The 12,825-nt window shown below is 66.7% G+C and carries 11 protein-coding genes; 4 read left to right on the plus strand and 7 right to left on the minus strand.

All coding sequences use genetic code 11. The features are described from left to right. Positions 1-13: 13 nt before the first annotated feature. The 7 genes from ABIC51_RS05420 to ABIC51_RS05450 form a co-directional block, all read right to left on the minus strand. Positions 14-1,069, minus strand: coding sequence for a bifunctional UDP-4-keto-pentose/UDP-xylose synthase (locus ABIC51_RS05420; protein WP_006482864.1), 1,056 nt, complete (start codon positions 1,067-1,069; stop codon positions 14-16). After that, entirely contained in the window at positions 1,066-2,013 is a 948-nt protein-coding gene (locus tag ABIC51_RS05425; protein WP_060084266.1) for a formyltransferase, read from the minus strand. The genes ABIC51_RS05420 and ABIC51_RS05425 overlap by 4 nt, the downstream gene beginning before the upstream one ends. Continuing rightward, the gene (locus ABIC51_RS05430; protein ID WP_027787198.1) at positions 2,010-3,047 is read right to left on the minus strand and encodes a glycosyltransferase; all 1,038 of its coding nucleotides are present in this window, start codon (positions 3,045-3,047) and stop codon (positions 2,010-2,012) included. The genes ABIC51_RS05425 and ABIC51_RS05430 overlap by 4 nt, the downstream gene beginning before the upstream one ends. Before the next feature lie 6 nt (positions 3,048-3,053). Continuing rightward, the gene (locus ABIC51_RS05435) at positions 3,054-4,205 is read right to left on the minus strand and encodes a DegT/DnrJ/EryC1/StrS family aminotransferase (protein ID WP_027787199.1); all 1,152 of its coding nucleotides are present in this window, start codon (positions 4,203-4,205) and stop codon (positions 3,054-3,056) included. 130 nt (positions 4,206-4,335) lie between these two features. Further along, positions 4,336-4,707 carry an EamA family transporter gene (locus ABIC51_RS05440; RefSeq protein WP_027787200.1) on the minus strand — a complete coding sequence of 124 codons (372 nt, stop codon included), beginning with the start codon at positions 4,705-4,707 and terminating at the stop codon, positions 4,336-4,338. 13 nt (positions 4,708-4,720) lie between these two features. Further along, entirely contained in the window at positions 4,721-6,397 is a 1,677-nt protein-coding gene (locus ABIC51_RS05445; protein WP_027787201.1) for a glycosyltransferase family 39 protein, read from the minus strand. A 123-nt stretch (positions 6,398-6,520) separates the two neighbouring features. Beyond that, positions 6,521-6,895 carry an Mth938-like domain-containing protein gene (locus ABIC51_RS05450; RefSeq protein ID WP_027787202.1) on the minus strand — a complete coding sequence of 125 codons (375 nt, stop codon included), beginning with the start codon at positions 6,893-6,895 and terminating at the stop codon, positions 6,521-6,523. A gap of 315 nt (positions 6,896-7,210) precedes the next feature. On the opposite strand from ABIC51_RS05450, the gene ABIC51_RS05455 reads away from it, so the two are divergent. From ABIC51_RS05455 to ABIC51_RS05470, 4 genes are all read left to right on the plus strand, one after another. Then, entirely contained in the window at positions 7,211-8,449 is a 1,239-nt protein-coding gene (locus ABIC51_RS05455) for a pyridoxal phosphate-dependent aminotransferase (RefSeq protein WP_027787203.1), read from the plus strand. Between the two features lie 52 nt (positions 8,450-8,501). Next, positions 8,502-9,830, plus strand: a complete 1,329-nt coding sequence (locus tag ABIC51_RS05460; protein ID WP_021156505.1) for a homoserine dehydrogenase — start codon at positions 8,502-8,504, stop codon at positions 9,828-9,830. 14 nt (positions 9,831-9,844) lie between these two features. Beyond that, positions 9,845-11,296 (plus strand): threonine synthase, encoded by a 1,452-nt coding sequence (gene thrC, locus ABIC51_RS05465; protein WP_175899094.1) that lies wholly within the window; start codon positions 9,845-9,847, stop codon positions 11,294-11,296. 276 nt (positions 11,297-11,572) lie between these two features. Then, positions 11,573-12,820 carry a molybdopterin molybdotransferase MoeA gene (locus ABIC51_RS05470; RefSeq protein WP_027787205.1) on the plus strand — a complete coding sequence of 416 codons (1,248 nt, stop codon included), beginning with the start codon at positions 11,573-11,575 and terminating at the stop codon, positions 12,818-12,820. Positions 12,821-12,825 lie beyond the last annotated feature (5 nt).

The following is a 12,825-nucleotide window of genomic DNA, read 5'->3' on the forward strand; positions in this document are numbered from 1 at the left end:
GCGAACGTCCCGCTCAGCCTTGCTGCTCGACGAGCGCGCGCGCGTCGGCGACGTGGCCGCGATACGCTTCGAAGATGTTGCGCAGCGCGTCGTCGAACGTGGCCTGCGGTGCCCAGCCGAGCTCCTGCATCGTATTGTCGATCTTCGGCACGCGGTTCTGCACGTCCTGGTAGCCATTGCCGTAGTACGCGCCGGACGTCGTCTCGACGAGCTTCACCTGCTTGGCCGAATCGGCGTACTCGGGGAATTCCGCCGCCAGTTCGAGCATCTTGTGCGCGAGTTCGCGAACCGAGAAGTTGTTCTTCGGATTCCCGATGTTGTAGATCTTGCCCGACGCGACGCCGTCCTTGTTCTCGATGATCTTCATCAGCGCGCTGATGCCGTCGCCGATGTCGGTGAACGCGCGCTTCTGCGAGCCGCCGTCGACGAGGCTGATGTTCTCGCCGCGCACGATGTGGCCGAGGAACTGCGTGACGACGCGCGAGCTGCCTTCCTTCGGCGTGTAGATCGAGTCGAGGCCCGGGCCGATCCAGTTGAACGGACGGAACAGCGTGAAGTTCAGGCCTTCCATCCCGTAGCCCCAGATTACGCGGTCCATCAGCTGCTTCGAGCACGCGTAGATCCAGCGCGGCTTGTTGATCGGGCCGTAGGTGAGGGCCGATGCATCCGGGTCGAACTGCTCGTCCGAGCACATGCCGTAGACCTCGGAGGTCGACGGGAACACGAGGTGCTTGCCGTACTTGACGGCCGAACGCACGATCGGCAGGTTCGCCTCGAAGTCGAGTTCGAACACGCGCAGCGGCTGCTGGACATAGGTGGCGGGCGTCGCGATCGCGACGAGCGGCAGGATCACGTCGCACTTCTTCACGTGATACTCGACCCACTCCTTGTTGATCGTGATGTCGCCTTCGAAGAAATGCATCCGCTCGTGGTTGACGAGGTCGCCAAGCCGATCGGTCTGCATGTCCATGCCGAACACTTCCCAATCGGTGGTTTCAAGAATGCGCTTCGACAGGTGATGGCCGATGAAGCCGTTCACACCCAGGATCAGGACTTTTTTTGCTTTCATGAATGACGGGAAGAATGAATGAACTGCGCGAATTCCGCGGGCGTCACGACGGTTTCGCTGCCGTCGCGCTGCTGCCACAGCTCGAGAATGGATAGAGCGCGGCTGTCGCCGCAGACGCCGAATAGCGCATTATCGCTTACGTGCAGGCCGGGCGGCAAATCTGCCGCGGCGGCCGCTGCCGCGCTGCCGGGCGCCGCGAGGCGCGCGCGCGCGATCACGAAACGCGTGCCGTCGACGTCCGTGAACGCGCCCGGATACGGGGGCGCGACCGCGCGCACCAGGTTGTAGACCTGCGCGGCCGGCTTCGACCAGTCGACGCGGCCGTCTTCGGGCTTGCGCCCGCCGTAGTAGCTGCCGGTCGCGAGATCGTTCGGCAGGTGCGGCGCCTCGCCCGCGAGCAGCGCGGGCAGTACGCGCCAGAGCGTCTGCTCGGCGGCCACCGTGACCTTGTCGAACACCTGCGTGGCCGTGTCGTCCGGCAGGATCGGCACCGCGGTCTGGGCGATGATCGCGCCCGCGTCGGGCTTCGCGGCCATCTCGTGCAGCGTCGCGCCGGTTTCGGTCTCGCCGTTCAGCACGGCCCAGTTGGTCGGTACCCGACCCCGGTATTTCGGCAGCAGCGAACCGTGCATGTTGTACGCGCCGCGCGGCGCGATCGCGAGCAGGTCCACCGGCAGCATGTGACGGTAGTAGAACGAGAAGATGAAATCGGGCTGCGCGTCGGACACCGCGCGGCGCAGCGCCGGATCGGCGGGATCGGCCGGCGTGACGACCGGGATCCCGTGCTCGGCGGCGACCGATGCGACGCTGCCGAACCAGATGTTCTCGTTCGGGTTGTCCTCGTGCGTGACGACGAGTGCGACGTCGACGCCGCGCGCGAGCAGCACCTGCAGGCAGCGCACGCCGACGTTGTGATACGCGAAGACGACTGCGCGCGGTTTCATTGCCCGGCTCCCGTGCGGTTCGTGCCGGCCGGCACCGGCGGCACGCCGTCGTGCTGCTCGAGCACGGCCTGGATCAGGTAGCGCGGCCGCGCGCGCACCTGCTGGTAGATGCGGCCGACGTACTCGCCGAGCAGGCCGAGCGCGAAGATGATCACGCCGAGCAGGAAGAACGTGATCGCGAACAGCGTGAACACGCCTTGCACTTCCGCGCCGACGATGAAGCGTCGCACGAGCAGCAGCACGAACAGCGCGGCGGAACCGAGCGACAGGATCACGCCGATGAACGAGAGCCACTGCAGCGGCACGACCGAGAAGCCGGTCACGAGGTCGAAGTTCAGCCGGATCAGGCTGTACAGCGAGTACTTCGATTCGCCGGCAAAGCGCTCCTCGTGCGCGACCTCGATTTCGGTCGGCTTCTGCGCGAACGTATAGGCGAGCGCGGGGATGAACGTGTTGACTTCGCCGCACACGTTGATCGTATCGATGATGCGGCGGCTGTACGCGCGCAGCATGCAGCCCTGGTCGGTCATCTTGATGCGCGTGATGCGCTCGCGCAGCCGGTTCATCATCTGCGACGCCTTGCGCCGCCACAGGCTGTCCTGGCGCTGCTTGCGGATCGAGCCGACGTAGTCGTAGCCCTCGCGCATCTTCGCGATCAGCTTGCCGATTTCCTCGGGCGGGTTCTGCAGGTCGGCGTCGAGCGTGATGACGATCTCGCCGCGCGATTGCGCGAAGCCGGCGAGGATCGCCATGTGCTGGCCGTAGTTGCCGTTGAGCAGCACGATGCGCGTCGTGTCGGGACGCACGTGGAACTGATCGGCGAGCATCGCGGCCGAGCGGTCGCGGCTGCCGTCGTTGATCAGGATCACTTCGTATGACGTGTCGAGTGCGTCGAGCGCCGGATACAGCCGCGCGAACAGCGCGGCGAGGCCGTCTTCCTCGTTGTACACGGGGATGATGACCGATACTTCGGGACGGCCTGCGTCCAGGTGCCCGGCGCCCGGATGCCCGGCGCGTGCTTCAAGGTGACTCATGTACGCTTAATTTCCGTATTGTTCGCAAATCTGGTTGATGGCGTCGACCACGCGACGCACATCGCCTTCCGTCATCTGCGTGAAGAGCGGCAGCGTGACGGTCGACGCGCCGTACCGTTCGGCGTGGGGGAACATGCCCTCCTTGAAGCCGCGCGCACGGTACAGCGTGAAAAGATGGATCGCCGGGTAGTGGATGCCCGTGCCGATACCGCGTTCCTTCATCTGCGCCATGAACTCGGCGCGGGTGATCGTCAGCCGCTCGAGCGGCAGCGTGATCAGGAACATGTGCCAGTTGCCGTTCTCGAATTCGGCGACCGGCAGGCCGACGCCGAGCTTCACGGCCGCGCTGCCGTCGAATGCGGCGAAATACGCGCGGGCGAGCGCGCGGCGCTGGGCGGTGAAGCGTTCGAGGTGCGGCAGCTGGCCCAGGCCGACGCGCGCGGCGACGTCGGTCAGGTTGTACTTGCCGCCGAGCACGTCGCAGTCCATTCCGTCGAAGCCCGTGCGCGTGATGCCCTGCAGCCGGTACTTCTGCGCGAGCGTCGCTTCTTCCTCGTTGTTCAGCACGAGCGCGCCGCCTTCGATCGTCGTGAGGTTCTTGTTCGCGTGGAAGCTGAACGACACGATGTCGCCGATCGCGCCAATGCGCTTGCCGTTCCACGTCGAACCGAACGCCTGCGCGGCGTCCTCGATCACGCGCAGCTTGTGTGCGCGCGCGATCGCGTACAGGCGGTCCATGTCGACCGGCAGGCCGGACAGGAACACCGGGATGATCGCCTTCGTGCGCGGCGTGATCGCCTGCTCGAGCTTGTCGAGGTCGATGTTGCGCGTGACGGGATCGATGTCGGCGAACACGGGCGTCGCGCCGGTCTCGAGGATCACGTTGCTGGTCGAGACCCACGACGCCGGCGTCGTGATCACCTCGTCGCCGGGGCCGACGCCCGCGATGCGCAGGCCGATCTCGAGCGTGCAGGTGCCTGAATTGAACGCGCGGACGGGACGGCCGCCGCAGTATTCGGACAGCGCCGCTTCGAATTTCTGGCTTTGCGGGCCCGTGGTGATCCAGCCCGAACGCAGCACTTCGACGACGCCCTGGATGGTTTCCTCATCGATCTCGGGGCGGGTGAACGGCAGAAACGGAGCGGTAGTCTGGCTCATGTACGCTTTGGCCTGTAATGGCGTGTAATAAAAGGGTCGGGCGATCCCGGCCGAAACCGGCATTAAACACCGGTTGGCGGAAACGCACCGTGATTTTTTGTAGGCGGACGCTTAACGCGGCGGGGCATGCTCAGCTTCGCGCGAGCACCAGCACGCCGATCAGGATGATGCCGATGCCGACGAGCCGCTGGACCGACAGCACCTCGCCGAACAGGTACCAGGCCGCGAATGCGTTGACGACGTAGCCGAGCGACAGCATCGGGTACGCGATCGACACGTCGACCCGCGACAGCCCGAGGATCCAGACCACGACGCTCAGCACGTAGCAGCCGAGGCCGCCGATGATCGGCAGCTGGGTGGCGATCTTCAGCCCGACCGGGATGATGTTCGCACGGCTGAATTCGAAGTGCCCGACGGCGTTGACGCCGGCCTTCAGCAGCAGTTGCGCAACGGCGTTGAGCATCACGCCGGTGACGATGCAGACGAGCGAAACGGGATTCATGCGATGGGCGTCCTTACGATTGCGGTTTCTCGACGATCACGCGACGGTTGTCGCGCGCAATCACGCGCATCGGCACGCCTTGCTTGACCAGGGCGTCGTACTGGCCGGGCGGCATGATCGCGAGCGCATGGGTTTCCTGCTTCCAGCGCGTGATCCATTCGTCGACGGTCGGAATCCACTTGTTCGGCTCCATCGAGATGCCGAACCCGAGCTCGTCCTGGCGCTGGACCATGATCGTCGTGTGGCCCATATAGAACGGGAACGTGTGATCGAGCATCTCGATCGAGTAGAACGGCGTGTCGGGCGGCAGTTTCGCCAGCTCGGCGCGCACCGTCGGCGCGAGCAGCGCGCCCGAGCTGTAGCGGCCGAACTCGTCGTGCCCGGTGCCGCCGATCGTGCCGAAGGCGAGCCACGCGGCGCCGAACGCGGCAAGCGCGGCGGCGACGCCCGCGCGGCGGTTCAGCCAGGCGGCCGCGAGCGTCAGCGCGGCCGCGACCGCGAGGCCCGCGTACAGCCACATCTGGAACGCGCGGTACAGCGCGTTCGGCGTGCGGGCATCGCCCTGGTACGCGAGGAAGATGATCCCGAACGCCGCGGCGACGAAGAACACGAGGTAGCCGAGCAGGTGGCGGCGGAAGCGGTCGGCGGTCATCAGCGGCAGGTACGCGCCGATGATCAGCGCGAGCGCCGGCGCGACCGGCAGCACGTACGAGATCAGCTTCGAATGCGACGCGCTGAAGAACAGGAAGATGAATGCGCTCCAGATCAGCAGCACGAGCATCGGCGAGAAGCCGTTCGGCTGGCGCGGCATCCGCAGCGCATGGCGGATGCTCTGCCACGCAACCGACAGCCACGGCAGGAAGCCGACCAGCAGCACGGGCACGAAGTAGTAGAGCGGGCCCGGACGGTTCTGTTCCGGGGTCAGGTACCGGCGGAACTGCTGGACGATGAAGAAGAAGTTGAAGAATTCGGGGTTGCGCTGCTGGACGAGCACGAACCACGGCGTGACGATCGCGAAGAAGATCACGAGGCCGCTCACCAGGTACAGGCGCTTCCAGAGCGCCCAGTCGCGCGCGATCAGCGTATAGAGCACGAGCACGGCGCCGGGCAGGATCAGGCCGACGAGGCCCTTCGACAGCACCGCGAACGCCATCGCGGCCCAGCACGCCCACATCCAGCCGCGCGCCGCGGCCGGGCGCAGCCCGGGCCGCTGCGCGAGCAGCAGCGAGCACAGCGACAGCGCCATCCAGAACGCAAGGCCCATGTCGAGCGCGTTGAAGTGGCCCATCAGGTTCCAGTACGGCGACGCCGCGAGCACGACGGCGGCGAGGAAGCCCGACAGCGGGTTGAACAGGCGCGCGCCCGTGAAGCCGACCAGCAGCACGCCGGCGAAGCTCGCGAGGGCCGTGTAGAGGCGCGCCTGCCATTCGCCGATGCCGAACCACGCGAACGTGAGCGCGTTCATCCAGGTCTGCAGCGGCGGCTTCTCGAAGTACTTGTAGCCGTTGTAGCGTGGCGTGATCCAGTCGCCGGTGACGAACATCTCGCGCGCCATTTCCGCGTAGCGGCCTTCGTCGCTCGGGATCAGGTGGCGCAGCCCGAGCGGCGCGAACCAGACGATCGCGAGCGCGACGACGAGGAGGACGAGCGTGATGCGGTTGAGCGGTAGCCTCGACGGCGTATCGTTCATGGATTTTCAGCCTGTTGGTTGTTGTGACGAGCCGCCGGCGGGTTGCGCCGGGGGCGGGCGGCCTGGCCGGGCCGATCCGGGGATCGACCCGCTGCGCCGGCCCGAGTTTTACCGCATCGGGGATTAACGTTCAATTAAGAGCGCGGCGGCGACTTTGCGGCCTTCGGCCATCAGGATGTTGTAGGTGCGGCAGGCAGCCTGGAAATCCATCGTCTCGACGCCGATCCGCTTGGCCGTGAGCGCCGCGACGAGCCGCGGGTGCGGGAAGCGCAGCCGTGCGCCGCTGCCGAAGATGACGAGTTCGGGCGTCGGGTCGAGCAGCATCGCGAAATGCTCGGGCGCGAGCGCGTCGAACGACGACACCGGCCACATCTGGACCGGCGCGCCGGGCAGCACGATGACGCTCGTTTCATGGCGTTCGAGATTGACGTCGACGTAATCGGGGCCGTAGCCGGTGACGGTGTTGAGCGCGCCGCTCGTGTCCTGGTGCAGTTTCAAATCGGTATTCCGCGGTTCCGTAGGGGAATGTGTCGCAGGGCCACAGGGGCCCGGAGGGCCGGTTTCGCTTGCCCGGGCACGCGGGACGCCTGACGGCGTGGGCCCGGCGCGGCTATGGTGCATTGCGAAAGTCGGCCAAAATCCGCTAAATTATAACTTTTTGGTCGCCCCCGGGCGCCACTTGCGTCGCGCGTCGCCACAAGCCGCGCCCGACCGCCCGCTTTTCCCCAGTCTAGACAGCGCGCACAGACCGGCCGCTTTCCAGTTTTGATCCCGTCCCCCCGGCCGCAAGGCCAACCCAGGAACCGTGTCGTCGTGAAACCGATTCAGAAGTCGAACAAGCTGCTCAACGTCTGCTACGACATCCGTGGCCCGGTGCTCGAGCACGCGAAGCGCCTCGAGGAAGAAGGCCACCGCATCATCAAGCTGAACATCGGCAACCTCGCGCCGTTCGGTTTCGATGCGCCGGACGAGATCATCCAGGACATGATCCGCAACCTGCCGACGTCGTCCGGCTATTCGGATTCGAAGGGCGTGTTCTCGGCGCGCAAGGCCGTGATGCACTACACGCAGGAAAAGGGTGTCGTGGGCGTCGGCCTCGACGACATCTACATCGGCAACGGCGCGTCCGAGCTGATCGTGATGGCGACCCAGGCGCTCCTGAACGACGGCGACGAGGTGCTGCTGCCCGCGCCCGACTACCCGCTGTGGACGGCGGCGGTCAGCCTGTCGGGCGGCACGCCGGTGCATTACATCTGCGACGAGCAGAACGCGTGGATGCCCGATCTCGACGACATCCGCCGCAAGATCACGCCGAACACGAAGGCGATCGTCGTGATCAACCCGAACAACCCGACGGGCGCGCTTTATTCGGACGAATTGCTGCTCGAACTGCTCGAGATCGCGCGCCAGCACGGGCTGATCGTGTTCGCCGACGAGGTGTACGACAAGATCGTCTACGACGGCCTCGAGCATACGGCGCTGGGTTCGCTGTCGGAGGACGTGATCACCGTCACGTTCAACAGCCTGTCGAAGAGCTATCGCTCGTGCGGCTACCGCGCGGGCTGGATGGCCGTGTCGGGCCTCGGCGGCGACAACCGCCGGCGCGCGAAGGATTACCTCGAGGGGCTCGGCATCCTGTCGTCGATGCGCCTGTGCGCGAACGTGCCCGGGCAGTTCGCGATCCAGACGGCGCTCGGCGGCTACCAGAGCATCAACGAGCTGATCATGCCGAGCGGGCGCCTGTACAAACAGCGCGAACTCGCGTACGACATGCTCACGTCGATCCCGGGCGTGACCTGCGTGAAGCCGCAGGCCGCGCTGTACATGTTCCCGCGCCTCGACCCGAAGCTTTATCCGATCCAGAACGACCAGCAGTTCATTCTCGACCTGTTGCTCGAGGAGCGCGTACTGCTCGTGCAGGGCACGGGCTTCAACTGGACGACGCCGGACCACTTCCGCGTGGTCTTCCTGCCGAACCTCGACGACCTGACCGATTCGATCAACCGGATCGCACGCTTCCTCGACGGCTACCGCAAGCGCCATTCGGCCTGAGCGGCAGGACCACACGGCACTCACTACTTCTTACTCATCGATCACACGCAGCATGGAACCGATCAAAGTTGGCCTGTTGGGCTTCGGCACGGTGGGCAGCGGCACCTTCACGGTGCTGGGCCGCAACCAGGAAGAAATCAAGCGACGCGCGGGGCGCGGCATCGAGGTGACGCGCATTGCGGTGCGCAACCCGGCCAAGGCGCTGGCTGCGCTCGGCGGCGATGCCGGCGCTGCGCAGATCACCGACGATTTCAACGCGGTCGTCGATGATCCGTCGATCGCAATCGTCGCCGAGATGATCGGCGGCACGGGCATCGCGCGCGACCTCGTGCTGCGCGCGATCGCGAACGGCAAGCATGTCGTGACGGCCAACAAGGCGCTGCTCGCGGTGCACGGCACCGAGATCTTCGAGGCCGCGCGCGCGAAGGGCGTGATGGTCGCGTTCGAGGCGGCCGTCGCCGGCGGCATCCCGATCATCAAGGCGCTGCGCGAGGGCCTGACCGCGAACCGCATCCAGTACATCGCAGGCATCATCAACGGCACGACCAACTACATCCTGTCGGAAATGCGCGATCGCGGGCTCGACTTCGCGACCGCGCTGAAGGCCGCGCAGGAGCTCGGCTACGCGGAAGCCGATCCGACCTTCGACATCGAAGGCGTCGACGCCGCGCACAAGGCGACCATCATGAGTGCGATCGCGTTCGGCGTGCCGGTTCAGTTCGACCGCGCATACGTCGAGGGCATCAGCAAGCTCGACGCGACCGACATCCGCTACGCGGAAGAACTCGGCTACCGGATCAAGCTGCTCGGCATCGCGCGCCGCGCCGCAAACGGCATCGAGCTGCGCGTGCACCCGACGCTGATCCCGGAAAAGCGCCTGCTCGCGAACGTCGAGGGCGCGATGAACGCGGTCGTCGTGCATGGCGATGCGGTCGGCACGACGCTGTATTACGGCAAGGGCGCGGGCGCGGAGCCGACCGCGTCGGCCGTGGTCGCGGATCTCGTCGACGTCACGCGCCTGCACACGGCGGACCCAGAGCATCGCGTGCCGCATCTCGCGTTCCAGCCGGACAGCCTGTCGAACACGCCGATCCTGCCGATCGAGGAAGTGACGAGCGGCTACTACCTGCGCCTGCGCGTCGCCGACCAGACGGGCGTGCTGGCCGACATCACGCGCATCCTCGCCGCATCGGGCATCTCGATCGACGCGCTGCTGCAGAAGGAATCGGAGCAGATCGACGGCGCGAACGGCGAGACCGACATCATCCTGATCACGCACGAGACGGTCGAGAAGAACGTCAACGCGGCGATCGCGCAGATCGAGAGCCTCTCGACGGTGGTCTCGAAGGTAACGAAGCTGCGCATGGAAGCGCTGAACTGAGGACGGAAGGCGACATGAACTACATCTCCACGCGCGGCGCCGGCATCGGCGAGCGCCACACGTTCTCCGACATCCTGCTCGGCGGCCTCGCGAAGGACGGCGGGCTGTACCTGCCGTCCGAATATCCGAAGGTGTCGGCCGACGAGCTCGCGCGCTGGCGCACGCTGTCGTATGCGGATCTCGCGTTCGAGATCCTGTCGAAGTTCTGCGACGACGTGCCGGCCGACGACCTGCGCGCGATCACGCGCCGCACGTACACGGCCGACGTGTACCGCAACACGCGCCATGGCGAGAACGCGTCCGACATCACGCCGCTGAAGACGCTCGGCACCGAGAACGGCGCGGCGCTGTCGCTGCTCGAACTGTCGAACGGCCCGACGCTCGCGTTCAAGGACATGGCGATGCAGCTGCTCGGCAGCCTGTTCGAGTACACGCTCGCGAAGCACGGGCAGACGCTGAACATTCTCGGCGCGACGTCCGGCGACACGGGCAGCGCGGCCGAATACGCGATGCGCGGCAAGGCCGGCGTGCGCGTGTTCATGCTGTCGCCGCACAAGAAGATGAGCGCGTTCCAGACGGCCCAGATGTTCAGCCTGCAGGATCCGAACATCTTCAACCTCGCGGTCGAAGGCGTGTTCGACGACTGCCAGGACATCGTGAAGGCGGTGTCGAACGATCATGCGTTCAAGGCGCGGCAGAAGATCGGCACGGTCAACTCGATCAACTGGGCGCGCGTCGTCGCGCAGGTCGTGTACTACTTCAAGGGCTACTTCGCGGCGACGCAGTCCAACGACGAGCGCGTGTCGTTCACGGTGCCGTCGGGCAACTTCGGTAACGTCTGCGCGGGCCACATCGCGCGGATGATGGGCCTGCCGATCGCGAAGCTCGTGGTCGCGACCAACGAGAACGACGTGCTCGACGAGTTCTTCCGCACGGGCGCGTATCGCGTGCGCAGCGCCGAGCACACCTATCACACGAGCAGCCCGAGCATGGACATCTCGAAGGCATCGAACTTCGAGCGCTTCGTGTTCGACCTGCTCGGCCGCGATCCGGCGCGCGTGATGCAGCTGTTCCGCGACGTCGAGGAGAAAGGCGGCTTCGATCTCGCGGCGAGCGGCGATTTCGCACGGGTCGCCGAGTTCGGTTTCGTGTCGGGCCGCAGCAGCCACACGGACCGCATCGCGACGATCCGCGACGTGTTCTCGCGTTACGACACGATGATCGATACGCACACGGCCGACGGCGTGAAGGTCGCGCGCGAGCATCTCGACGCGGGCGTGCCGATGGTCGTGCTCGAGACCGCGCAGCCGATCAAGTTCGGCGAGACGATTCGCGAGGCACTCGATCGCGAAGCCGAGCGTCCGGCCGCATTCGACGGGCTCGAGGCGCTGCCGCAGCGTTTCGAGGTCGTGAAGGCCGACGCGCAGCAGGTGAAGGACTTCATCGCCGCCCATACGGGCGCATGACGCATGGCCGGGCCGCGGGCCCGGCTGTGCAGGACGGCCGGAATGCCGATTCGTCGAACGGATCGGGGTTCCGGCCGTTTCGTTTGGCGGTGCCGCTCCGTGCAGGCGTTCGGCATCCCGCCGCGCGGCTGCCGTCAAACCGGCATCGCGCGTGAAACAAGTGCCAGACCCGCGCGCTCGCGCGAATCACAGTTTCCGCATGTCCGCCATATCGCGCGCCCGCGCGACGGCGTCGCTACAATGGCGTATTGCATCCAACGATCCCCGATTCCATCGATGTCGAACCCCAATCCCGCGGCGCCGCGCGCGCCGATGCTGTCGACCGCCGAGGCGCTCGCCGCGCTGCTCGACGCCGCGAAGCCGTTGCCCGGCGTCGAAACCGTCGCCACGCTCGATGCGCTCGGCCGCGTGCTGGCGGCCGACGTGAGCTCGCCGCTCGACGTGCCGCCGATGCATACGAGCGCGATGGACGGCTATGCGGTGCGCGTCGCCGACCTGCTGCATGGCGAGCGGCGTTTGCCGGTGTCGCAGCGCATTCCGGCCGGCCATCCGGCCGCGCCGCTCGCAGCCGGCACGGCCGCGCGGATCTTCACTGGCGCGACGGTGCCGCCCGGCGCCGACGCTGTCGTGATGCAGGAGCAGGCGTCGGCCGACGGCGACGCGGTCGAGATCCTGCACACGCCGAAGGCCGGCGAATGGATCACCGCGCAGGGCGCGGATATCCGGCAGGGCTCGGTGATCCTGCCGGCCGGCACGCGGCTCACGCCGCAGGCGCTCGGTCTTGCCGCATCGGTCGGCTGCGCGCAGTTGCCGGTCGCGCGGCGGATTCGCGTCGCGGTGTTCTTCACCGGCGACGAACTGACGATGCCGGGCGAGCCGCTGAAGCCCGGCGCGATCTACAACTCGAACCGCTTCACGCTGCGCGGGCTGCTGGAGCGGCTCGGCTGCCACGTGACCGACTACGGGATCGTGCCCGATTCGCTCGCCGCGACGCGCGACACGCTGCGCGCGGCCGCGCGCGATCACGACGTGATCCTGACGAGCGGCGGCGTGTCGGTCGGCGACGAGGATCACGTGAAGCCGGCCGTCGAGGCCGAAGGGCGGCTCGCGCTGTGGCAGATCGCGATGAAGCCCGGCAAGCCGCTTGCCTACGGTGCGGTGCGCCGTGGCGACGATCGCCCCGATGCACACTTCATCGGGTTGCCCGGCAACCCGGTATCGAGTTTCGTCACGTTCCTGCTGTTCGTGCGGCCGTTCCTGCTGCGCCTGTCCGGCGTGCGCGACGTCGCGCCGCGCGCGCTGTCGCTGCGCGCCGACTTCTCGCAAGGCAAGGGCGACCGCCGCAACGAATTCCTGCGTGCCCGCGTGAACGCGGCCGGCGGCCTCGACCTGTTCCCGAACCAGAGTTCGGCGGTGCTGACGTCGACGGTGTGGGGCGACGGCCTGATCGACAATCCGCCGCAGCACGCGATCAGCGCCGGCGAGACCGTGCGTTTCATTCCGTTTTCCGAACTGCTGTCGTAACGCGA

Origin of the sequence: Burkholderia sp. 572 (assembly GCF_040545135.1) — a bacterium.
GTDB classification, from domain to species: domain Bacteria; phylum Pseudomonadota; class Gammaproteobacteria; order Burkholderiales; family Burkholderiaceae; genus Burkholderia; species Burkholderia cepacia.

What these genes read in the sequence shown, in the direction of transcription:
- ABIC51_RS05420 (WP_006482864.1), bottom strand. Translation starts at nt 1,069, where the DNA reads ATGAAAGCAAAAAAAGTCCTGATCCTGGGTGTGAACGGCTTCATCGGC.
- ABIC51_RS05425 (WP_060084266.1), bottom strand. Translation starts at nt 2,013, where the DNA reads ATGAAACCGCGCGCAGTCGTCTTCGCGTATCACAACGTCGGCGTGCGC.
- ABIC51_RS05430 (WP_027787198.1), bottom strand. Translation starts at nt 3,047, where the DNA reads ATGAGTCACCTTGAAGCACGCGCCGGGCATCCGGGCGCCGGGCACCTG.
- ABIC51_RS05435 (WP_027787199.1), bottom strand. Translation starts at nt 4,205, where the DNA reads ATGAGCCAGACTACCGCTCCGTTTCTGCCGTTCACCCGCCCCGAGATC.
- ABIC51_RS05440 (WP_027787200.1), bottom strand. Translation starts at nt 4,707, where the DNA reads ATGAATCCCGTTTCGCTCGTCTGCATCGTCACCGGCGTGATGCTCAAC.
- ABIC51_RS05445 (WP_027787201.1), bottom strand. Translation starts at nt 6,397, where the DNA reads ATGAACGATACGCCGTCGAGGCTACCGCTCAACCGCATCACGCTCGTC.
- ABIC51_RS05460 (WP_021156505.1), top strand. Translation starts at nt 8,502, where the DNA reads ATGGAACCGATCAAAGTTGGCCTGTTGGGCTTCGGCACGGTGGGCAGC.
- thrC (WP_175899094.1), top strand. Translation starts at nt 9,845, where the DNA reads ATGAACTACATCTCCACGCGCGGCGCCGGCATCGGCGAGCGCCACACG.
- ABIC51_RS05470 (WP_027787205.1), top strand. Translation starts at nt 11,573, where the DNA reads ATGTCGAACCCCAATCCCGCGGCGCCGCGCGCGCCGATGCTGTCGACC.